Source organism: Chroococcidiopsis cubana SAG 39.79 (assembly GCF_003991895.1).
GTDB lineage: Bacteria > Cyanobacteriota > Cyanobacteriia > Cyanobacteriales > Chroococcidiopsidaceae > Chroococcidiopsis > Chroococcidiopsis thermalis.
Genome location: NZ_RSCK01000044.1, coordinates 25,570 through 46,544 on the forward strand (window position 1 = coordinate 25,570; position 20,975 = coordinate 46,544).

The window sequence follows — 20,975 nt, forward strand, 5'->3', positions numbered from 1 at the left end:
GTCACTGTAAAACTGGTCACTGTTATGCAGTTGTCTCCTACCACTTGCCAGTGGCAGATGGGTTAATTCTTTCCTCTTCTGCCATTTTTTTTCAAATTTGTCATTGGTCATTTGTCATTGGTCATTAGTTTTCCAACAGACTTACACGAATCAAGGAGTCAGTCATGGTGGATATTAAATTTGCATATTGGGTTCCTAACGTTAGTGGTGGATTGGTAGTTAGTAAAATTCCTCAGCGAACCGATTGGACTTATGATTACAACGCTCAACTAGCTCAAACTGCTGAGCAGGTAGGATTTGACTACGCCCTAGCACAAGCTCGGTTTATTGCTAGCTACGGAGCAGAGTATCAACTCGAAGCACTCACTACAGTGGCGGCGCTAGCACCAGTTACCAAAAAACTGAAACTCATTGCGGCGGTTCACCCTGGATTGTGGCATCCAGGTGTAGTAGCCAAAATGGGAGCAACCATCGACTTTCTTTCTCAAGGTCGTTTCTGCCTGAATGTCGTTAGCGGTTGGTTTAAAAACGAGTTCACGATCTATGGCGAACCTTGGTTAGACCACGATGAACGTTACCGTCGTTCTGAAGAGTTCATTCGCGTGCTTAAAGGGATGTGGACGGAAGATGAGTTCCATTTTAAAGGAGATTTCTATCGCATCAATGGCGGTTGGGTAAAGCCCAGACCTGTTAGTTCTCCTCACCCAGAACTCTTTCAAGGTGGTAATTCCAAAGCAGCCCGACGTATGGCATCCCGCGTGTCTGACTGGTATTTCATGAACGGTAACACGATAGAAGGAGTGCGAGAGCAGATTGAGGAAGTTTCTGCTTTAGCGCGGCAAGAGGGACGCAAAGTTAAGTTTGGATTGAACGCTTTTATTTTGGTGCGAGACACTGAAGCAGAAGCCCATGACGTGTTGCGAGAGATTATCGCTCAGGCGGATAAAGAGGCAGTAGAAGGTTTTGGCGAAGCAGTGAAACACGCTGGCTCTTCAACTCGCGAAAAGCAGGGTATGTGGGCGAATTCCAATTTTGAAGACTTGGTGCAATACAACGATGGCTTCAGGACGGGGTTAATTGGTACAGCAGAACAGGTTGCCGATCGCATTCGGCAATATTACGAAGTGGGAGTAGATTTAATTCTCGGCGGTTTTCTACATTACACCGACGATCTCCCAGCTTTTGGTCGCGACGTAATTCCTCTGGTACACCAGATTGAAACCCGTCGCCGTTCGGTTGAAGAATTGGCAGTTGCCTAATTGTTACCGAGGATATAAGTATGACAACTTTAGTGGATGTTGAAACCCAACCGAGAGCCTCTGTAATTGAGAATGACGAACAAGCGATCGCAGTTGCCCATGAACTAGCAGCCCAATTTGTGAAAGAAGATTCCGAGCGCGATCGGCAAAAGCGTTTACCCGTTGAAGAGGTGAAAAAGTTTTCCCAAAGCGGTTTGTGGGGAATTACAGTTCCTAGAGAATATGGCGGTGCTTTCGTCTCGAATGTCACCTTGGCAGAGGTGGTTAAAATTATTTCGGAGGCAGATCCCAGCCTGGGACAAATCCCCCAAAATCACCTGTACATGGTAGAAGTCATCCGGCTGGATGGCACTGAAGCACAAAAACGCTTTTTCTTTGACTTAGTTCTGCAAGGTCAGCGGTTTGGCAATGCATTTTCTGAAATCGGTACAAAGTCTGTTACTGACGTGCGGACGCGCTTGGAGCGATCGGGAGATGAATACGTACTCAACGGGCGTAAATACTACTCTGCCGGAGCATTGCTAGCGCATTGGATTCCAGTCATTGCTAGTAACGATGATGGGAAAACAGTTATTGCCTTCGTAGAACGGGGTGCAGAGGGACTGACTTTGCTGGATGACTGGACGAGCTTTGGACAACGCACCACTGCTAGCGGTACGACAATTCTAGAAAATGTGAAGGTAAAACCAGAACACGTAATTTCCCATTACTTAGCTTTTGAGCGTGCTACTCCAATGGGTGCTGTTGCTCAGATTATCCAGGCAGCTGTTGACGTTGGTATTGCCAAAGCAGCCGTGCGCGACACAATATATTTTGTCCGCAACCATACTCGTCCTTGGGTTGACAGTAACCTAGAATACGGATACGAAGACCCTCTTTCTATCTATAATTTGGGTCAAGTGCAAATTCAGGTTCATGCTGCCGAAGCACTGCTGCGACGTGCAGATGAATTTATCGACCGAGCAAATCAGTCAGATTTAGCAGAAGCCAAGGTAGTAGAAGCTTCTATTGCTGTTGCCGAAGCAAAAGCCTTAGCGACAGAAGCATCGTTACTAGCGACTAACAAGCTATTTGAACTGGCGGGAACCAAGTCCACTTTGCAAGAATACAATTACGATCGCCACTGGCGCAATGCTAGAGCGCATACTCTACACGATCCCGTGCGCTGGAAATACTTCGCTGTGGGCAACTACTTCCTCAATGGTGTCAATCCGCCACGTCATCCTTGGCTTTGAAGACATTGTTAATCGTTAATTGTTGATGGTTAATTATTGATAGTTGATTGCAATTAACCATGAATGACAAACAATTAACAAAAATCTACCAATTTTACGGCAGGCTTATCAATCTACTTTACGAGTCATTTAGGGTAGCTATATGTCTAAGAAGAATAAAAATTCCAAGATTTTAGACAAACCGACCAAAGCAGCAATAAAAAAAGAGAAAGTGGCGGTTGTAGATAGTCCAACTCAAGCTGCAACAAAGCAGGAAAAAGTAACAGTTGTAGATAATCCGACTCAAGCTACAACAGAGCAGGAGAAAACGAAAGAGACTGCAAAGACAGCCTCCTGGCTCAAAGTTCCTGACGAATCGACTCTACCGCCAGAAGTGCAGGCAATTTTTAAACAACAGCAAGATAGCATCGGCTTCGTTCATCCCTTTTTCCAAGGTTATGCTCTCAACCCTAACCACCTGTTGCTCTGGAATAACTACTACCAAACACTGATGTACGGTGAGGGAGAACTTTCGCTTAAAGAGCGAGAAATTATTGCCATTGTCTCTTCTGCGGCAAATCACTGCGAGTCCTGCGTCACTACTCACAAAGCTCATCTGCGTGAAGCAATTAAAGACCCGATTTTTCCCGATCGCTTGGCACTCAACCCCGACCATGTAGAGTTGACACAACGGGAACGCTCTCTCGTAGACTTTGCCATCAAAATTAACCAGAATACTAGCGATCTTTCTGCTCAAGACTTAGAGCCACTGCGTCAGGTAGGACTTTCTGATGAGGCAATTTTATTAGCAGGCGAGATCGCGGCTCAGTTTAGCCTTTCCAATAAATTGACCAAGGCGTTTGGCTGGAAGGTTGGTTCGGAGTACGATCGATTGTATCGCTAACTGAAAAACCATGAAAATCTACTACGTGACCCTTAATTCCTCAGAAGAAGCCGATCGAATCGGTCGATCGCTGCTGGAGAAAAGGCTGGCAGTTTGCGTTAATTGGTTTCCAATTACCTGCATGTACCGTTGGGAGGGACAAATTACTCAGGAACCGGAAGTCGTGCTGCTGATAAAAACCCAGTCAGGTTATCGAACGGAAATCGAGCAGCTGATTCGCGAGCATATTACTTACACCAACTTTATTGCCGAAGTGACTCCCACAAATGTAAATCAGGGCTTTTTGGACTGGTTGAACGCTGAAGTTCCCGTTCCATCTCTCAATTAGTTCGTAAAATAAGCATAGACTGCCGTATTCACAATGGGAGTATAGATTGGGAATGCAATTGCAAGTTAAGGAATCGTCAGATTATATTGCTCTGGCTCAGTCTTTAGCCGAGGAATTTGCTCAAACCGCGATCGCTAGGGATACCGAAGCAGGAACGCCAAAACAGGAACGCGATCGCCTGCGCCAAAGCAACTTGCTTAAACTCATCATTCCTAAAGAATATGGCGGATTGGGAGAAACTTGGATTACTGCCCTCCAAATTACCCGCGAGTTTGCTAAAGTCGATAGCTCGATCGCCCACATCTTCTCTTATCACCATCTAGGGGCAGTAGTGCCGCATATCTTTGGTTCCCCAGAGCAAAAACAGCGGTATTACACCCAAACAGCTCGTAACAATTGGTTTTGGTGCAATGCACTCAACCCCCTAGATAGACGCGCTACGCTGACACCAGAAGGAGATTACTTTCGTCTGGACGGGATCAAAAGCTTTTGTTCTGGCTCTAAAGACTCTGACTTCATTCCTATTACGGCAACCGATCGAGATACGAATGAATTTACCATCCTAGTTATTCCCACCCAGCGAGAAGGCGTAAATATTCAGTCTGACTGGGATAATATGGGGCAGCGTCAAACTGATAGCGGCAGCATAATTTTTGATCATGTTTTAGTTCATCCCGATGAGATCTTGGGTAGTAGAGAGCTTAACAGTCAACCTTTTGTGACTATCCGTGCCTGCTTGACACAGTTGAATTTCACTAATATTTATCTAGGAATTGCTCAAGGTGCGTTAGCGGCTGCTAAACAATATACCCGCACCACCACAAAACCCTGGTTGACATCAGGGGCAGAGAGTGCCACGCAAGACCCCTACATTCTGCAACATTACGGTAGTATGTGGGTTGACCTCCAAGCGGCTACTTGTCTGACTGACAAAGCAGGAGAACTACTACAAGCAGCTTGGGATCGACAATGGGAGCTGACAGCAGCACAAAGGGGAGAATGTGCAGTGGCGATCGCCACTGCTAAAGTCGCGGCTACGAAAGTCGGCTTAGAGATTGCCAACCGCATTTTTGAAGTCATGGGCGCACGCGCCACAAGCAATCAATATAGTTTTGACCGTTACTGGCGCAACCTTCGTACTTTTACCTTACACGACCCAGTAGATTACAAGTTACGGGATATCGGCAACTGGGTACTGAACGATGAGTTACCACAACCTTCTTTTTATTCCTAGTTTCAGTGACACAACTAGAACCGCTACAATTTGTTGGCAGGGGTCAGCTGTTGCTAGCAATTGAAAATCCATGTGTCAACTACTGGGAATGAATTGCAACGTACCGACGGATATTTGCTTTTCATTTGAAGGTTTTTCAGTACGGGGAGGAAAAACCGACGACCATCGCGATGGTTGGGGCATTGCTTTCTTTGAAGGTAGGGGGTGTCGGATTTTTATCGATGAAAAGCCTTCTGTGACTTCTCCCATTGCCGAGTTAGTCCGCCGCTATCCCATCCACTCCACCCATGTCATCGCTCACATCCGCAAAGCAACTCAAGGTAAAATTGCTTTAGAAAACTGCCATCCCTTTCGCCGAGAATTGTGGGGGAGATATTGGGTATTTGCTCACAACGGCGACTTGCAAGATTTTGATTATCAAAGTACGGGAGTCTATCGACCTGTAGGCAAGACAGATAGCGAAAGAGCATTTTGCCTGATCCTGGAAACGTTGCAACAAAAGTTTCCTGACGGGAAGCCACCATTAGACCAAATCTACCCCGTACTGAAGGAGATTGCTGATACTCTCTCAAGCAAAGGAATTTTTAACTTCTTGCTTTCGGATGGAGAAAACTTTTTTGCCCACTGTTCAACCAAGCTTTGTTATATCGTGCGGCAAGCGCCTTTTGCAGCAGCTCATTTAATTGACCAAGATCTGACTGTGGATTTTCGCGAGTTGACTACGCCAAGCGATCGCGTTGCTGTAATTGCCACGACTCCCTTAACAGACAACGAAGTTTGGACACCAATTCAGCCAAGCGAACTATTAGTTTTTCAGGACGGTTTACCACTTAAATTTGACTAGAAAGCGATTAGCAATTAGCACTTAGCAATTGAAGCAAGCTGTTGGAGAATCGTATTTGCATTTAAAATACTAAAAGTTTATCGAATAACAGTAGTATACTAAAGTCTAAGTAAATCGCTGGAAGACCGCATCAGCATGGTGGAACTCTCTAGTAAGGTGAGGTATGGTTTGTTGGCATTGTTGGAGTTAGTCAGAATTTATCAGCGTGGATTCCTGCAAATTGAGCAAATTGCTGCGACACATCAAATACCCGAACGCTATCTAGCTCAACTGTTGATGACGTTGAGACGGTGTGGCATTGTTCGCTCTCAGCGAGGCGCAAAAGGTGGTTATGCGTTGGCTCGCGATCCTCGACAAATTGTTCTATGGGAAATTCTGATTTGCTTGGAAGGGAAACAAAAAGCAGCAGAAGAGGAAGTAACTTCAGCAACACCAGAAAATTACGCTATCGGACAAGTATGGCAAGAAACCCAGCAAGCAGCGATCGCCATCTTGCAAGGTTATACTCTACAAGACCTGAGCGAAAAAAGAGATGAAGGTCAGGCAGGTAACATGTATTACATCTGAGAGAAAAGTCAAAAGTTAAAAGTCAAAAGTCAAAACTAACTCAATACTCAAAATCATTACCAACCACCAATTACCCATTACCCATTACCATTTGGCTAAACTGTGGCATATTGCGGAAATGCTCTTGCTTTTTTGGGTTTGACGTATACTTTTTGTTGTGGTTCGAGTTTGAGCTGGTCGAATTTTTCTCTAGACAAAACTGCTCTGACTTGCTGACCGTCTTCTAAGGTTAATTCTGCCTCAATTTCCCAACCTAGATGGACGATTCGGCTGACTGTGGCAACAACTCCACTTGCTGTAGGGGAAAGATCGACGGCAACATCGTGGGGGCGGAGAAAAACTTCAGGTGAGGTCGTATCAAATTGGTTGTTCTGAAACAATCTGGCATTACTGGGCAAGACGTTGACTGGTCCGATGAAGCTCATCACGAAAGGTGTTGCAGGGCGATCGTAGATTTCAGCAGCCGTACCGACTTGTTCGATCTGACCTTTGTTCATCACGACGATTTCATCAGAAACTTCCATCGCTTCTTCCTGGTCGTGGGTGACTAAAATTGCCGTTACGCCTACTTCGTCATGCAGGCGGCGCAACCAAGTTCTGAGTTCTTTGCGTACTTTGGCATCCAATGCCCCAAACGGTTCATCTAATAGTAAGACTTCGGGTTCTACAGCCAGCGCCCTTGCTAGTGCGACTCGTTGACGCTGACCGCCTGAGAGTTGCGAAGGGTAGCGATCGCCAAATCCAGCCATTTGAATCAGTTCTAATAACTCTTCTACCCTTGCTTTAATTCTATTTTTGGATGCTTTGCGGATATTCAGACCGAAAGCAATGTTCTCTCGGATGGTGAGATGCTTGAATAAGGCATAATGCTGAAACACAAATCCAATCTTGCGGTCTTGAACGCTCTGGTAGGTAGCATCTTTACCTGAGATCCAAATTTTGCCCGTATCTGGTGGTTCTAGTCCGGCGATCGCCCGTAGCAGTGTTGATTTACCAGAACCCGATGGTCCCAATAAGGTGACTAGAGAACCTTTAGCGATCTCTAAGTTGATATTGTCTAGTGCGATAAAGTTACCAAACTGCTTAGATACGTTCTCAACCAGAATTTCCATGTGTGACTAAATCTCTCTGTAAGAAAAAACTTAAGATACGTCAGAACCCAGCCCAAATGCTTGAAGTGGTGAAACTACAGATTCCTCAATGCTCATGACCAGATAAGTAGTATACTACTGTTTACCACCCAAAATATAGTATTTGAGAATACAAAAACATTTTGTCACGATCTCACCATCAAAAGATCTACTGAATTTTGTGTAGAAACCCGATGTCGTTATGGGAGATTCAATAGAGATTTTGCGGAGAATTTCGGCTCAATTTAGCAGCAGAACCTTAACGAGCGATCGCTCAGTATTTTCAAATTAATTTGCAGTAAATAACTAAAGTATTTTTTGTTACTTCATTGCTGTCAATTCCTCCATAGACGGATAATACAATTTATGATAGATTATTGTATATCAATTGAGTTGAATTAACTTTTTATTGCTTAAATGCATGTAATCCTAACATTATTTAATTGACTTAATCTTGCAGTAATTAACAACTGTTTAGATAAAAAATGCGGAGTGTTTCGTACTATATAAATGCAGCTAATGTTTTTTTACTACAATAATAACCCTCAGCAAATTACTCTACCCGACCCGATTCAGCTAAAGCGGGTGTTTTAATGTACTGGTTACTTCTATTAGCTACTCTTGGACAAATTTGTGGAGTTTTAGCTGGATTTTTAGGCATTGGCGGCGGTACAGTTTTAGTTCCCCTGCTAGTTACGCTAGGGTATACACCAGTTCATGCCACAGCAACTAGTAGCCTTGTCGTGGCAATTACAGCACTTTCTGGTAGCGTGCAAAATTGGCGCATGGGTTACTTTAACGTGAAGCGAGTGCTGTCTCTAGCATTACCTGCGTTAGTTACAGCTCAATTGGGTGTATATTTAGCAAGTCGAATGGATGCTCGCACTCTACTAACTGCTTTTGGTTTTTTACTTCTAGTGAATATTTATTTAGTTGAGTTTCGCAAGCGGTTAACACTGGGGATGCAGCGCGAGCAAAAGCAATCGCAAAAATTGAAAACAATTATTTCTACTATTACAGAATCCAGAGAACATATTATACTTGCAGGTTCGTTAACTATTGCTAATGGTGGAATTATACTAGCGCAACTCGTAATTTTTGGTAGACCAATTGAAGCAGTATTTCAAACAAGCTTAGGTATTATTGTCAATCCTATCATGCTAATTGCATTAGGAACTTTACTTTTAGTAATCGTTTATGTTTTTGAATCACTAGAGTTATTATATTTAGCTAGAAAATTGAATTCTGCAACAAATGTTAAGAAGCAAGAAAAACAGCAATCTTTAACATTTAATCCTATTATTGCCAGAATTATTACTGGAGGAGTTGCTGGCATTCTCACAGGTTTATTTGGCATTGGTGGTGGTGCAATTCTAGTACCGCTGCAAATTTTGCTCCTGGACGAATCGCTGAAAATGGCAATTCGGACGAGTTTAGGTGTGATTATTATCACGGCGATCGCCGCTTGTATCGGACATACTTTAAATGGCAATGTTTTATTTGTAGATGGTACAATTCTCGGAGTTGGCGGTTTGATAGGAGCGCAAGTTGGTACTCGGTATTTGCCAACAATTCCAGAGAAAGTGGTAAGTTTAGCTTTTCGCTCAATGTTAATATTCTTATCTATCTATATGGCATTTTTAGTTTATAGTATGCGTCTGTCAACAATTCACAATCAATAATAAAATAATCGGAAGGAAATAATAAGAGTAACATCATGAGTTGGCTGGCTAAAACAGCGATCGCTGGAATTACATCTTTTGTTGCAACCAACATTGATGACATTGCCATCTTGATATTTTTCTTTACGCAGTTAGATGCAAAGTTCCGTCCCAGACATATTATTATCGGTCAATATCTAGGCTTTATCTCACTGATTCTCACCAGCCTGCCTGGTTTTTTTGGTGGTTTAGTCGTACCGCGCAACTGGATTGGATTACTAGGGTTAATTCCAATCACGCTTGGTTTGAGTAGCTTACTGAATCGAGCAGAAGATGCGGTAGAGGAATTTGAGCCGGAAACAGAACAGCTTGAAGACTCCACAGAGATCGGCTTTCTTGCTCCCCAAACTTACAGTGTGGCAGCAATTACGGTTGCTAATGGCGGTGATAATATTGGTGTCTACGTACCGTTGTTTGCTAGCATTAACTTCAGAAGTCTACTCATAATTGTGTGTCTATTCTTGCTGTTGGTTGGAGTTTGGTGCTACGCAGCATATAAGTTAACTCAACAACAGGCGATCGCTCGGATCTTAACTCGCTATAGCGATCGCTTTGTACCTTTTATCTTAATCGGACTAGGTGCTTTTATCGTGTTAGAAAGCAGCTCTTTAAGTCTACTCAAGCTAGTTGCTAGTTGCTTATGTTTAACGATCTTAGTCAAAAATGACGATCGCTCAACCGAATCAAAGATACTCGACGAATAACGTGTAGCCATTGGTTGAGTCATGTCAAGCTTAAGTCTGAGGACATAGGCTCTCAAAAATAGCTATGCTAAGAAAACTGCTCTTAGTTATCAATTATTTGCTATTTCTGCCATGAATGAGTCGCTGCCTTTAAATACCTTCATTGCGATCGCGGGAATGACTTTTCTTCTGATTGCCGTGATTGGGCGATCAAAATTAGGTTTTGCTGAAATTAATCCAGGCTGTTTCGGAAGAATTCTCGCTTTAATTATCGGCTTGAGTTTGTTGAGCGGAACTTCGCTCTTAGCTGCTTTTCCAACTGACACTTTGATTCAGTTCGTCAGAAATATTTTAACAGATGGAATTCAAGCCGTACAAAACTATAGTGGCTCATAGAGAAGACTGTAATGAGTAGAATTGGTGCGGCTTTTACTGAAGGAATAATAGCTTTTACTGCAACCAACATTGATGACATAATCATTTTGCTACTATTTTTCTCACAAATAAACGTCTATTTTCGGCGACGGCATATTGTTTTTGGATATTATCTGGGATTGACAGTTATTATCCTAGCTAGTTTACCAGGCTACTTTGGTGGTTTAATCGTGCCGCGAGAATGGATTGGATTGCTGGGATTATTACCAATAGCAATTGGCATTAAGCAACTCTTAAGCCGAGAAAAAGAAACTCCACAAGTGCAGGCGGTTACTAGCGAGCTTGAGTATGACAAATCTGGTAATCCCATCCTCTCTTTTCTTACTAGTATTTTGAGTCCTCAAACTTATAAAGTTGCAGCAGTAGCAGTTGCGAATGGAGGCGATAATATTAGTATTTATATTCCATTGTTTGCTGGTAGTCAACTTGCGAGTTTGGGCATAATTATCGCTGTATTTTTCTTGATGTTGGGAGTGTGGTGCGCGATCGCATATTTATTAACTCGCCAACCCACAATTGCTTATATGCTAACTCGCTACGGTCAACCGCTAGTTCCTTTTGTATTAATTGGCTTAGGTCTATTCATCATGTACGAAAGAGGTACATTCAATCTCTTGTTTCCAGCTCAAACTTGATATACCAACTTCCAGCTCACCATCATTAAAAGAGCATACACAACCAAACGGAGTGCGCCTTGAGAGATTTTCTGGCAGAGTTTAGCACCAATTAGCACTCCTGGCACAGTTCCCAGCCAAATTGGTAGTACTAAGCTCCAATCGACGGTTCCCAGGCTTAGGTGTCCGAGGGAAGTAAAACCTAACAAGATTGCTGCTTGTGAAATATCTGTCCCCACTAGCTTGCGAGTGTCAAGTTGAAAAAAGGCAATCAGTACTAATGCGAACATCGAACCAGAAGAGACGCTTGTTAAACCCACCACGCAACCTAAAATTGCTCCTACGCCTAGCGTCATGACTCGACCTAAGTTTGTCTCTAGATCGAATTTGGGCAGTGTTGGTAACTCTAGTTGCGGTACAAAAGTCAGCACCAAAAACTGTGTCAGTGCTAGCAACGTTACAACTAAAATCGTCACCCCCAACAAGCGCAGCAAAATGTAATCTAAGTTAGAATCCCCTGTCTGCTTGATTAAGTGTAAGATTCCTACCCCTAGCAACGAACCAGGAACGCTACCAAAAGCTAGCCATTTCACGACTTGCGGATCGAGCGTTTGCTGCTGCCAATGCTTGTAGCCACCAATTGCTTTCATCAGTGTGGCAGCAACCACATCGGAGCTGACGGCATTTGCTACGGGTACTTGGAAACAGAAAATCAACATCGGAGTAATTAGAGATGCACCACCCACTCCTGTCAAACCCACAATGATGCCAACGAAGAAGCTTAAGAATGATAGCAAGAAGTAGTTCATATAGTTGTGCGATCGCTTGAACTACTTTTGGATAGCCTGTCGTTGGCTTTGATAGTTATTTTCATATGAAATGCATAATCCCGCTCGGATTACTGTATTTTAATCCTAGGATAGCGCCATGTCCAGGGTAATAATACATATTCCGATCTAATTAGTGTAGTTTAATTCAAAAGATCGATCTTAAGACTGATATGGCTTTAGTTGCGAGTCTCACTACTGTTTTCAGTTACGGCAATTCATAACCTTTATTTATTATTTTGAACAAAAAGAATATTTGCTTTTATCGCTGCGGTTGTCTAGATTGGAGTTAAGCACAGTCAGGAGGAAAATATGACACGAATAGATGCAGTAGACAAAAATCAATTTCTCTACCCTCGCGATCGCTACCACGGTCAATTCCAGCCAGAATATTTGTTGTTCAATGCCAATCTACAAGAGTTTACACAACGAGCCAGCTACATCTACAACTTACAAAATACTGGTAAGATTAGCCCCCAAGAGGCTTTCAAGCGCATAGAGATTCTTTGGAAACAGCTCGAACAAAGTAAAAACCAGCTCGGAATTGGCGAGAAATGAGTATCGGGCGAATCAAATTTGCGACTACACAAACAACATAATCGCTGCGCGAACTAATGGAGATTTGGGAGTTTTGAACCTGCGTTCCAGTCGCCCAAAAGATTAAACCTTATTAGCAACTTGAGTTTGAATTTTGTCAAAAGTTGCTCCTTTATTAAAAAACCGCTTCTGTATAGCATCCCAACCGCCAAAATCTTGAACGGTGAACAGGGTTTTAACTTGAGGATAATTCTTCGTTACTTCTGCGACTACGCTGGGATTAACAGGACGGTAGCCTAAGAAAGCAAATTCTCGTTGAGCTTCTGCTGAATAAAGAAAATCAACAAATGCTTCGGCAACTTCTCGCGTACCGTGTTTGTCAACGTTTTTATCTACAACGGTAATCGGGTTATCAATGGAAATGTTGACTTCTGGGATGGTGTAGGGAAGTTTTTGACCGTCACGTTCAGCTAGAATGACTTCGTTTTCATAGTTGACTAAGACATCTCCCTGAGCTTGCTTGAAAAATCGTTCTGTAGCTTCACGCGCATCTTTAGTTAGCACGGAAGCATTTTTATAGACTTTAGTGGTAAATTCTAGGGCTTGACTCTCTTCACCTCCGGTTTGAGTCACAGAACCCCACATTCCTAAAAATTCCCACATTCCAATTCCCGAAGTTTCAGGGTTAGCCGCAATTAACTTCACTCCATCTTTTGCTAAGTCTGCCCAAGTCTTAATCCCTTTAGGATTACCAGGACGAGTGACGATCGCAGCTACAGAGCGAGTCACAACCCCACTTTTAGGAGCTTCTCTTTCCCAGCCTGGTTCAATTAAACCTGCTTGGGCAATTTTATTGATATCGAGGGCAAGGGCAAGGTTTACTATATCTGCTTCTTGGGAACCAGAAATCACCGCAGCCGCTTGAGAACCAGAACCACCATAGCTCGTCTCAAAAGTTACGTTTTGGTTGTGTTCTTTCTGCCACTGTTCGACAAATTTAGGAATAATGCGATCGTGGGCTGCTTTCGTCACCGAGTAGGAAACGAGTTTTAGCTTCAGATCGGGCTTGGCAGCCGAAGTACTATCGCAAGCTGCGATCGCTACGCTCAAGCTAACTCCTACCAAAAATAGCCCCGTAAAACTCAACAAAGAACGACGATTGAGCTGTTTAATTGTCTGCCAAGCCTTAACAATATAAGTCTGAACCTGCGCGATCGAGTACACGATCTCCAACCTCCGTATTAAAGATGTAGTGCTAGTGGCTGATAACTGATAACTCACCTCTTGCACCATCTCGCCAAGGAATCAATTCCTTGGCTAATAGCCTTAAGTCGGATTTATCCGACTGACTTGAGAAGGACTCTAGTTTAGTCCGTTTTAACGGACTTCTGCTATGAGCCTTGAAATTAATTTCAAGGCGGATGAGGCAAGGTGGAAGATCTGAGATAACTGGTTTAGCCAAATCGACCGCTGATATACTCTTGAGCTTCGCGAGTACTAGGAGAATCAAATATTTGTTCGGTAGGGCTGAACTCAACTAACTTGCCTCTACGCTTACCACTAGAGTCTGTTTCCGTGTTAAAAAATGCAGTCAAATCCGATACTCGCGATGCTTGCTGCATATTATGAGTCACCATGACAATCGTGTACTGCTCCTTCAGTTCGAGGCAGAGTTCTTCAACTTGTTTAGTAGAAATTGGATCGAGAGCCGAACACGGTTCGTCCATTAAAATTACATCTGGCTTCATGGCGATCGCACGGGCAATGCAAAGCCGCTGCTGCTGTCCTCCTGATAAATCCGTACCCTTCGCTTTGAGCTTATTTTTCACTTCATCCCAAAGCGCCGCACGTCGCAGCGATTCTTCTACAAGCTCGTCTATATTCCCTTTGTAACCGTTGGTACGCGGACCAAAAGCAATGTTTTCGTAGATTGTTTTGGGAAATGGGTTTGGTCGCTGAAACACCATTCCCACCTGTCGCCGGACTTTTACCGGATTAATTTTAGAATCGTAAATGTTTCTTCCCTTATAATTAATCTCGCCCTCAACTTTAGCTCCAGGAATTAAATCATTCATCCGGTTGAAGCAGCGTAGTAGAGTGCTTTTGCCACATCCAGAAGGTCCGATAAAGGCAATTATTTGCCTTTGGGGAATTTCTATATTCACTTCTTGAAGTGCCATGAAATCGCCGTAGTAGACTTTAACACCTCTAACTTCAAAAGTTGCTGTATCCAGTTTGTTAGGAGCTAAATTGTTGGAGCGCATACGTGTGATTTTGTTTTGTTGCGGGTATTATGTTTTGAGATTAAATGCGGATGAACGCGGATGGCGATCGCATGACAAGAAATCTATTTAAGTAATGAGAAGCGATTTCGGAGGTAAATTGCTACACCATTCAAAACCAAAACTACAAACAATATGACAATAATTGTTGCCGCTGCTGCATCGGCAAAACCTGGCTCAGGGCGAGTAATATAGCTGAATATTTGAATGGGCAAAGCCATAAAGCGCTGAAACAAACCAGGATTGAATGTGAGAAAACTTACAGCTCCAATAACAAGTAGAGCAGCCGCATCACCAATTGCCCGCGATACTGCAAGAATCACACCTGTTAAAATTCCTGGAACGGCATAAGGTAAGACGTGATTCCAAATAGTCTGCCACTTGGTTGTTCCCAGTCCATAGGAAGCTTCTCTCAAAGCGTTAGGCACAGCTCGAATTGCCTCTCTGGAAGTGACAATTATTATGGGTAAAGTCTCCAAAGACAAAGTTAGTGCGCCAGTAATCAAAGATGGACCAAAGCCTAACATATAATAAAAAACGCCTAACCCAAGTAATCCGTAGACAATTGAAGGAACTCCAGCCAAGTTAGCAATATTAATCTCGACAATATCTGTCCACCAAGCTTTCGGTGCGTATTCTTCCAGATACAAAGCCGTTCCTACACCGATAGGTACAGCAATTAATATAACTAGTATTCCTAGAAAAATGCTACCAATAATAGCTGGACGTATGCCACCTCTATTAGCGAATCGAGAAGGAGTTTCAGTTAAAAAACCAGGTCTTAAAAGTGTGCCTATCCCATCTCTTAATATATCAAAAAATAGTAACATAAGTACTATTAAACTGATACTTAAGCCGATTAAACAGAGAATTTCAAAAATCTTCCCAATTATTTCTCTTTTTTCTAATTGTGGATTAAACTCCTCAGCTTGCTCTCGATCGCTATCTGAGTAAAAAGAAGTAGCCATATTTATGAAGTCTTGATAGTAATTTTTCTTTTTGATTTGTGTACGGGCGGGTTCACCTGAGATCTTTTTCGGATTCAGATTTTTTTTGTGAACCCACCCTTACGATTTGTGACTTACTCAATATTTTTCTTTGTAACGATTAGCAATCCAATGACTGACAATATTTAAAGCTAGAGTAATCAAAAACAGCACAGCTCCGACGACGTATAAGGTTTTGTAATTAAGACTACCACGGGCGCTATCTCCTCCTGAAATTTGAGCCATATAAGCCGTCATTGTTCCTACTGTTTGAAAGGGATTCAGGCTAAGTCGGGGCTGTTGTCCGGCAGCAATTACCACAATCATCGTTTCACCAACAGCTCTAGAAATGCCTAAAATAATCGAGGCGGCGATTCCAGAAAGAGCTGCGGGGAAGATAATCTTAGTAATGACTTCCAGTTTTGTGATTCCCATAGCGTAAGCGCCTTCCCGTAAAGAGCGAGGAACAGATTGCAGAGCGTCTAAGCTAATGGAGCCAATTGTCGGCATCACCATGATCCCAGTCATTAACCCAGCACTGAGGGCGTTAAAAACTTCAAGGGGAAAAAAGTTACGCAGAACAGGAGTGATAAACAACAGAGCAAAGTATCCAAAGACAACCGTAGGCACTCCTGCTAGCAGTTCTACCGCTGGTCGCAAAATCCCCGCTACCTTGGGCGAGGCATATTCGCTTAAGTAAATCGCAGCAGACAAACCCAGAGGAATAGCAACAAACATGGCGATCGCTGTCGTCAGTAGAGTACCGTTGATCAGGGGCCAAATCCCAAAACGCTTCTGAGCAAATAAAGGTGTCCACTGAGTATCGAACAAGAATTGAGGGAGTGTAACCTCTTGGAAAAACTCCAACGTCACGCTAAAGATAATAAAGACGATGCCAAAAGTCGTGAAGACGGAGATCAACGCGCAAGAAAATAAAATCGCTTGGATCAACTTCTCTTGAAGATCGTCAGATGCGTGCCGATCGAGCGATCTCCCGTCTTCCCTACCCCGCTGGTTCTGAAAATTTGTGTTTTGCATTGTTATATCTCGAATATCTCAATTCCCTAGAGAAGTTCGGCGATCGGCTCACCAGGTTTTGCATCTTTGAATTTAGAGCCAGTTTCTTTGGAAGCAAGTTTCTGCTTGATTTTGGGGTAAGCTTCATCGGGTAGCGATACATAGCCAGATTGCTCGACCCATTTCCAAGAATTATCTACATAGAAATTAACAAACTTCGCGATCGCTGGTTCGTTTTCCAGTGAATTCTTACTGACGTAGATGAAGAGAGGACGAGACAAAGGTGTATAAATATTCTTCACAACATTGTCTATTGGAACAGGTTTTTGGCACTGCCCTTGAGGATCTTTCACGGCAACCAAGTTTAACCTATCTTGGTTGGCAATGTAGTAAGATATCCCAAGATAAGCTAGACCATTCTCGTCACCCAAAACTCCTTGAACGAGAACGTTTTGGTTGTTGCTAGGAGTATAGTCTGTGCGGCTATTTCTGGCTTTGCCACTAACCGCTTGGGTGAAATAATCGAATGTCCCAGTGTCAGAACCGGGGGCATAAAGCCTTAACGGGTGATCGGGAAATTTAGAATTCACTTGATTCCAATTTGTAACTTTACCAGTTGATTTGGAGTTCCACATTTTGTTCAACTCCTCGATCGACAGGCATTTTGCGAAGTTGTTTTGACGATTCACAATCACAGCCATTCCATCTAGAGCAATAGGCAGCTCTACAACCTCAATTCCTTTCTTTTTACAAGTTTCAATTTCTTCGTCTCTAATGGCACGCGATGCCCCAACAACATTAATATCGCCGTTGCAAAACTTACTAAATCCGCCTCCAGTACCACTGGAAGCAACGCTAACCTGAGCATCAGGGTTTTCTTTCTGAAATTCCTCGGCAACTGCTTGATGGATGGGATAACCTACAGCCCCACCATCAACGCTCACCTCACTTTGTTTCTCCTGTGCTGTCGCGCTACAAGCAGTTAAACCAAGAGAAAACATTAAAGCTGTCAGTAAAATCCGACCGTTAAACATAGCTACCGTAGGGAATGGTGACTGAGAAGTACAGCCAAACTGTCTAGCCAGCAGTACTAGCTAGTTCGATTAAAGTGACAAACTCATTTGCGTAAAATACGAAATTTTGCTTGGATTACCGTACTTTATGTGCAGAATAAGAATTTATCACGAGCTGTTACTCAAATCAAGCTATTGCGATCGCTCGTTAACACTGAAGCACGGTTTATCGGTCGTATTTTAGGGAAATCTATCTTTAGATAGAGCGTTGAGATTGATAACTGATTTCTGTACGGTCGGGTTTTGACCAAAGATATACTGTTTTGTTGTCAATACATTTGCTAAACCCGCTCCTACGATAACTGATAACTGATAACTGTTCACTGAATTAAAATCTGCTCGAAAGCTTTAGAAAGACGAGTTTGAAACCGTTGCCGATGCTTCAGTTTCCACACGGGTTGAACGATTTCTAGCGGCAGAGATATGCTGTCTCTCGAATCGATGACTTGAACGGCACGTAGGGTTGAAAGTTGGAGTTCTTTAGTTACCATCAACTCAGGGATTGCCGCTGCCCCAACGTCGCTTTCAACAACTGCCTTCACCATTTCGCTGCTACTCAAAACTAAAACGACATTTAACTGTACGGGATCGATCCCCCAAGCTTGTAAAGCCTGCTCGAACATCTGCTGCGCTCCCGAACCAGTTTCGCGCATCACCCAAGGAGTTGTAGATAAATCTTCCAGGGAAATCTGTTTTTGCTCAAACCAGGGATGAGACTTGCCAACCACAATTTGCAGCCGCTCTTTGCCTACGACTTCTTGCTCTAGTGTCGCCCCCAGCGAGGGTTTAATTCCTCCCGTCACTAGCCCAAAATCAAATTGTCCGGTTGCCGTGCCTTCACAAATCTCCTCAGCATTGCTCAAAGTGCAGTTTATTGATATGCCAGGATACTGACGCTTAAACTGAGCGATCCTATTTGGTAGCCAGTAGTTGCCGATAGTCAAACTCGCACCTAGTTTCAGTTCGCCTCGTTGCAGATCGTTTAGTTCCCGTAACCCCCGCTCGGCTAAGGCAACTTGAGTCAGAATTGCTTGAGCTTCTAGATGGAGTAACTTCCCAGCATCGGTAATTTCAATCCGACGACCAATCCGGTGAAATAGCTTGACACCGTATTTTGCTTCTAGCTCTTGAATTGCCGCACTAACGGCAGGCTGAGTAATATAGAGGGCTTCCGCTGCACGGGTAAAGTGCAGGTGTTCGACAACGGCGAGAAAAATTCGTAACTGCTCAAACGTCATTCTGGCTATTTTAAAGCGATCGCTCTGTGGTTAAAAAATTGTTAATCACTTTTTTTTATGATTTTGAGAAATAAGAATGTTTGATCTTATTCAAAGAACTTCGTAAAGTTGAATCGTAGGCTACCACAGCAATTTATCCTACAAGCTAACTGTTATAAAGGCGTTTTATCAGGGGGTTGCAATCTCCCATTTTCTATGAGGGATTAGGAGGATACAGCTACAACTCAATCAAAAAAAAATTTAATCTTTTCTCTACAAAGAGTAATTTTGACCAAAAGTTTTCTGAAATTTAATTTAAATTTGTGCCGAATCGCCAGCGCCAATCTTTAGCTCTATACCCAACGATGTCTCATGAATCAAACCAAATTGTCAAGTAAATTTGATACAGAACCAGCAGCGTCTATGCAAAAAGCAAGCGCGATCGCAGCTCTCAAAGCCTGAAAAAGCGCCATTCAGTCATTTCCCATCGTGCAAATAGGGTGATTTCATTATTGGATCGTTAAGGAGTAACGAGGTGAGTTGGTTAATTGGTACAGTAATTTTAGGATTTTCTGTTGCTTTTGCAACTACAGTTGACGACAATTTATACTTGACAGCTTTCTTTGGAAAAGTCGATCGTCACTTTCGTCCCCAGAATGTGATTCTAGGTGAGTTTCTGGGATTTACTGTATTAGTATTGGCTAGTCTTCCTGGTTTCTTTGGTGGTCTAATTATTCCTGCTCCTTGGATTGGATTGTTAGGTTTCCTTCCTATTGCTATTGGTACAAGACATCTTCTGAGTCGGGAAGATGATGAAGAAGCCGTGCAAGATGTATCACTTAAATTACCTAATTCTGTTAAAGCTAAGCGGCATCGTAAATCGCTATGGGCAACTGTACGAGATCCTCAAACCTACCGCGTTTCCGCTGTCACCATTGCCAATGGAGGCAACAACATCGCGATCTACGTACCATTATTTGCCAGTAGCAATCTTCCAAGCTTAGCCGCGATCGTCTCAATCTGCTATGTGACTCTTGGAGTGTGGTGCTTCCTTTCTTACCACATGACTAGTAATCCTCTAATGGCTCCCGTTCTAGCTCGCTATGGTCGAAAGATCTTCCCATTTGTGTTGATCTGGCTGGGATTTTCGATCCTGATGAAAAGTGAATCGTATCAACTGCTAGCAGGTCTAGGAATGCAAAATCTTTAATCTTTAAATAGTTTCTATTTATCGATTCAACAACCAATAATATTTGCTCTTATCGGGAAGAGAACGTAAGTTTAAATTAAGTTTTCAACAGAATGCAAACATTTAAGGAGAAACTGATGCAACTCATTTACAAAAAGTTAACCAACTGGTTCGTAGCGGCGGTATTTTTAGTACTCGTTTTGGGATTTTCTTTGCTTAATCAACCTAGCGCGACAGCTCTAACACAAAAACCAACTGTAGATACCCCATCTACATCTGCTACCATGCGATCGCAAACACCTACCGTAGATACTCCATCTGCACCTGCTCCAGCAATAGCTCCAGCAGTGTCCGTACAGTCTGTAACAGCAAATGTTAGACATTTATTAGACACTAAAGAATGCGTTGGGTGTGACCTGTCTGGCGCTGTTTTAAAGGACACAAACCTACAAGCAGCAAACTTAGAAAACGCTAACTTGCAAGGAGCAGATTTAGAGAGAGCAAATTTACAGCAAACCAATTTAATTGGAGCAAACTTGCAAGGAGCAGATTTGGGTAAAACAAATATCGCCGGAGCAAACTTAGAAAGAGCAAACCTAGTTGGTGTGGACTTAGAAAAAGCTAACTTACAAGGAACAAATCTGTTAGGAGCAAATCTACAGGGAGCCGACTTAGAAAAGACAAATCTCACAAATGCAAAGATAGAAGGTGCAAACCTACGAGGAGCTGATTTAGAGGACGCGATCGGATTTAAAGGAATCGCTAGCTAGATTTTCAGGTGGGTAGGGAGTGAACAACGCAGTTTTTTTGCACTTCTAAAGTCTGAGATCTCGATCCCCCCTAACCCCCCTTAAAAAGGGGGGAATCAAGTCCTTTTGTTTACTTTGCCGATCTTTTACCTTCTGCCTTCTGCC

The 20,975-nt window shown here is 43.0% G+C and carries 22 protein-coding genes; 14 read left to right on the forward strand and 8 right to left on the reverse strand.

Annotated features, from left to right (window positions below; translation table 11 throughout):
* The first annotated feature begins 164 nt into the window (after positions 1–164).
* From sfnG to DSM107010_RS22410, 7 genes are all read left to right on the forward strand, one after another.
* Positions 165–1,259, forward strand: coding sequence for a dimethylsulfone monooxygenase SfnG (sfnG, locus tag DSM107010_RS22380; protein ID WP_127023999.1), 1,095 nt, complete (start codon positions 165–167; stop codon positions 1,257–1,259).
* Positions 1,260–1,279: 20 nt separating this feature from the next.
* Positions 1,280–2,494: an SfnB family sulfur acquisition oxidoreductase gene (locus DSM107010_RS22385; protein ID WP_106169383.1), complete on the forward strand. Its 1,215-nt coding sequence runs from the start codon at positions 1,280–1,282 to the stop codon at positions 2,492–2,494.
* A gap of 142 nt (positions 2,495–2,636) precedes the next feature.
* On the forward strand, positions 2,637–3,377 hold the full coding sequence (locus DSM107010_RS22390; protein ID WP_127024003.1) for a peroxidase-related enzyme: 741 nt from the start codon (positions 2,637–2,639) through the stop codon (positions 3,375–3,377).
* Between the two features lie 10 nt (positions 3,378–3,387).
* Positions 3,388–3,705, forward strand: coding sequence for a divalent-cation tolerance protein CutA (gene cutA / locus DSM107010_RS22395; protein WP_106169385.1), 318 nt, complete (start codon positions 3,388–3,390; stop codon positions 3,703–3,705).
* Positions 3,706–3,757: 52 nt separating this feature from the next.
* Complete coding sequence (locus DSM107010_RS22400; RefSeq protein ID WP_106169386.1) at positions 3,758–4,939, forward strand: acyl-CoA dehydrogenase family protein; 1,182 nt, start codon at positions 3,758–3,760, stop codon at positions 4,937–4,939.
* A 70-nt stretch (positions 4,940–5,009) separates the two neighbouring features.
* Complete coding sequence (locus DSM107010_RS22405) at positions 5,010–5,783, forward strand: class II glutamine amidotransferase (RefSeq protein ID WP_106169387.1); 774 nt, start codon at positions 5,010–5,012, stop codon at positions 5,781–5,783.
* A 135-nt stretch (positions 5,784–5,918) separates the two neighbouring features.
* A complete protein-coding gene (locus DSM107010_RS22410; RefSeq protein ID WP_106169388.1) occupies positions 5,919–6,350 on the forward strand; it encodes an RrF2 family transcriptional regulator in 432 nt (143 codons plus the stop codon).
* 95 nt (positions 6,351–6,445) lie between these two features.
* Here DSM107010_RS22410 and DSM107010_RS22415 read toward each other — a convergent pair whose 3' ends face one another.
* On the reverse strand, positions 6,446–7,462 hold the full coding sequence (locus tag DSM107010_RS22415; RefSeq protein WP_127024006.1) for a sulfate/molybdate ABC transporter ATP-binding protein: 1,017 nt from the start codon (positions 7,460–7,462) through the stop codon (positions 6,446–6,448).
* 611 nt (positions 7,463–8,073) lie between these two features.
* On the opposite strand from DSM107010_RS22415, the gene DSM107010_RS22420 reads away from it, so the two are divergent.
* From DSM107010_RS22420 to DSM107010_RS22435, 4 genes are all read left to right on the forward strand, one after another.
* Complete coding sequence (locus tag DSM107010_RS22420) at positions 8,074–9,162, forward strand: sulfite exporter TauE/SafE family protein (RefSeq protein WP_106170468.1); 1,089 nt, start codon at positions 8,074–8,076, stop codon at positions 9,160–9,162.
* A 35-nt stretch (positions 9,163–9,197) separates the two neighbouring features.
* Positions 9,198–9,905 carry a cadmium resistance transporter gene (locus DSM107010_RS22425; protein WP_106170466.1) on the forward strand — a complete coding sequence of 236 codons (708 nt, stop codon included), beginning with the start codon at positions 9,198–9,200 and terminating at the stop codon, positions 9,903–9,905.
* Between the two features lie 111 nt (positions 9,906–10,016).
* Positions 10,017–10,280, forward strand: coding sequence for a hypothetical protein (locus tag DSM107010_RS22430; RefSeq protein WP_106170464.1), 264 nt, complete (start codon positions 10,017–10,019; stop codon positions 10,278–10,280).
* An 11-nt stretch (positions 10,281–10,291) separates the two neighbouring features.
* Positions 10,292–10,954: a cadmium resistance transporter gene (locus DSM107010_RS22435; RefSeq protein WP_127024009.1), complete on the forward strand. Its 663-nt coding sequence runs from the start codon at positions 10,292–10,294 to the stop codon at positions 10,952–10,954.
* Here the strand turns inward: DSM107010_RS22435 and DSM107010_RS22440 are convergent.
* Positions 10,945–11,742, reverse strand: a complete 798-nt coding sequence (locus tag DSM107010_RS22440; protein WP_106168461.1) for a sulfite exporter TauE/SafE family protein — start codon at positions 11,740–11,742, stop codon at positions 10,945–10,947. The genes DSM107010_RS22435 and DSM107010_RS22440 overlap by 10 nt on opposite strands.
* A gap of 330 nt (positions 11,743–12,072) precedes the next feature.
* Between DSM107010_RS22440 and DSM107010_RS22445 the strand changes: the two genes are divergently transcribed.
* Complete coding sequence (locus DSM107010_RS22445; protein ID WP_106168462.1) at positions 12,073–12,318, forward strand: DUF7219 family protein; 246 nt, start codon at positions 12,073–12,075, stop codon at positions 12,316–12,318.
* 102 nt (positions 12,319–12,420) lie between these two features.
* Here DSM107010_RS22445 and DSM107010_RS22450 read toward each other — a convergent pair whose 3' ends face one another.
* The 6 genes from DSM107010_RS22450 to DSM107010_RS22475 all read right to left on the reverse strand — a co-directional run bounded on the left by DSM107010_RS22450 (position 12,421) and on the right by DSM107010_RS22475 (position 18,893).
* Positions 12,421–13,521, reverse strand: coding sequence for a sulfate ABC transporter substrate-binding protein (locus tag DSM107010_RS22450; RefSeq protein ID WP_241994307.1), 1,101 nt, complete (start codon positions 13,519–13,521; stop codon positions 12,421–12,423).
* Between the two features lie 230 nt (positions 13,522–13,751).
* On the reverse strand, positions 13,752–14,561 hold the full coding sequence (gene pstB / locus DSM107010_RS22455; RefSeq protein ID WP_106168464.1) for a phosphate ABC transporter ATP-binding protein PstB: 810 nt from the start codon (positions 14,559–14,561) through the stop codon (positions 13,752–13,754).
* 83 nt (positions 14,562–14,644) lie between these two features.
* On the reverse strand, positions 14,645–15,547 hold the full coding sequence (gene pstA / locus DSM107010_RS22460) for a phosphate ABC transporter permease PstA (protein WP_106168465.1): 903 nt from the start codon (positions 15,545–15,547) through the stop codon (positions 14,645–14,647).
* A gap of 117 nt (positions 15,548–15,664) precedes the next feature.
* Complete coding sequence (pstC, locus tag DSM107010_RS22465; protein WP_106168466.1) at positions 15,665–16,603, reverse strand: phosphate ABC transporter permease subunit PstC; 939 nt, start codon at positions 16,601–16,603, stop codon at positions 15,665–15,667.
* A gap of 26 nt (positions 16,604–16,629) precedes the next feature.
* A complete protein-coding gene (locus tag DSM107010_RS22470; protein WP_106168467.1) occupies positions 16,630–17,616 on the reverse strand; it encodes a PstS family phosphate ABC transporter substrate-binding protein in 987 nt (328 codons plus the stop codon).
* A 359-nt stretch (positions 17,617–17,975) separates the two neighbouring features.
* Complete coding sequence (locus DSM107010_RS22475) at positions 17,976–18,893, reverse strand: LysR substrate-binding domain-containing protein (protein WP_106168468.1); 918 nt, start codon at positions 18,891–18,893, stop codon at positions 17,976–17,978.
* 514 nt (positions 18,894–19,407) lie between these two features.
* On the opposite strand from DSM107010_RS22475, the gene DSM107010_RS22480 reads away from it, so the two are divergent.
* Both DSM107010_RS22480 and DSM107010_RS22485 read left to right on the forward strand, forming a co-directional pair.
* Positions 19,408–20,082 carry a cadmium resistance transporter gene (locus DSM107010_RS22480; protein ID WP_106168469.1) on the forward strand — a complete coding sequence of 225 codons (675 nt, stop codon included), beginning with the start codon at positions 19,408–19,410 and terminating at the stop codon, positions 20,080–20,082.
* A gap of 116 nt (positions 20,083–20,198) precedes the next feature.
* Complete coding sequence (locus tag DSM107010_RS22485; RefSeq protein ID WP_127024012.1) at positions 20,199–20,831, forward strand: pentapeptide repeat-containing protein; 633 nt, start codon at positions 20,199–20,201, stop codon at positions 20,829–20,831.
* The last annotated feature ends 144 nt before the right edge of the window (positions 20,832–20,975 follow it).

Excerpts from the sequence above, each read along its gene's own strand:
- DSM107010_RS22410 (WP_106169388.1), top strand. The coding sequence starts at position 5,919 with ATGGTGGAACTCTCTAGTAAGGTGAGGTATGGTTTGTTGGCATTGTTG.
- DSM107010_RS22470 (WP_106168467.1), bottom strand. The coding sequence starts at position 17,616 with ATGTTTAACGGTCGGATTTTACTGACAGCTTTAATGTTTTCTCTTGGT.
- DSM107010_RS22430 (WP_106170464.1), top strand. The coding sequence starts at position 10,017 with ATGAATGAGTCGCTGCCTTTAAATACCTTCATTGCGATCGCGGGAATG.
- pstA (WP_106168465.1), bottom strand. The coding sequence starts at position 15,547 with ATGGCTACTTCTTTTTACTCAGATAGCGATCGAGAGCAAGCTGAGGAG.
- DSM107010_RS22425 (WP_106170466.1), top strand. The coding sequence starts at position 9,198 with ATGAGTTGGCTGGCTAAAACAGCGATCGCTGGAATTACATCTTTTGTT.
- DSM107010_RS22400 (WP_106169386.1), top strand. The coding sequence starts at position 3,758 with ATGCAATTGCAAGTTAAGGAATCGTCAGATTATATTGCTCTGGCTCAG.
- cutA (WP_106169385.1), top strand. The coding sequence starts at position 3,388 with ATGAAAATCTACTACGTGACCCTTAATTCCTCAGAAGAAGCCGATCGA.
- DSM107010_RS22475 (WP_106168468.1), bottom strand. The coding sequence starts at position 18,893 with ATGACGTTTGAGCAGTTACGAATTTTTCTCGCCGTTGTCGAACACCTG.
- pstB (WP_106168464.1), bottom strand. The coding sequence starts at position 14,561 with ATGCGCTCCAACAATTTAGCTCCTAACAAACTGGATACAGCAACTTTT.
- DSM107010_RS22405 (WP_106169387.1), top strand. The coding sequence starts at position 5,010 with ATGTGTCAACTACTGGGAATGAATTGCAACGTACCGACGGATATTTGC.
- DSM107010_RS22390 (WP_127024003.1), top strand. The coding sequence starts at position 2,637 with ATGTCTAAGAAGAATAAAAATTCCAAGATTTTAGACAAACCGACCAAA.
- DSM107010_RS22385 (WP_106169383.1), top strand. The coding sequence starts at position 1,280 with ATGACAACTTTAGTGGATGTTGAAACCCAACCGAGAGCCTCTGTAATT.
- sfnG (WP_127023999.1), top strand. The coding sequence starts at position 165 with ATGGTGGATATTAAATTTGCATATTGGGTTCCTAACGTTAGTGGTGGA.
- DSM107010_RS22485 (WP_127024012.1), top strand. The coding sequence starts at position 20,199 with ATGCAACTCATTTACAAAAAGTTAACCAACTGGTTCGTAGCGGCGGTA.
- DSM107010_RS22415 (WP_127024006.1), bottom strand. The coding sequence starts at position 7,462 with ATGGAAATTCTGGTTGAGAACGTATCTAAGCAGTTTGGTAACTTTATC.
- DSM107010_RS22440 (WP_106168461.1), bottom strand. The coding sequence starts at position 11,742 with ATGAACTACTTCTTGCTATCATTCTTAAGCTTCTTCGTTGGCATCATT.
- DSM107010_RS22445 (WP_106168462.1), top strand. The coding sequence starts at position 12,073 with ATGACACGAATAGATGCAGTAGACAAAAATCAATTTCTCTACCCTCGC.
- DSM107010_RS22435 (WP_127024009.1), top strand. The coding sequence starts at position 10,292 with ATGAGTAGAATTGGTGCGGCTTTTACTGAAGGAATAATAGCTTTTACT.
- DSM107010_RS22420 (WP_106170468.1), top strand. The coding sequence starts at position 8,074 with ATGTACTGGTTACTTCTATTAGCTACTCTTGGACAAATTTGTGGAGTT.
- pstC (WP_106168466.1), bottom strand. The coding sequence starts at position 16,603 with ATGCAAAACACAAATTTTCAGAACCAGCGGGGTAGGGAAGACGGGAGA.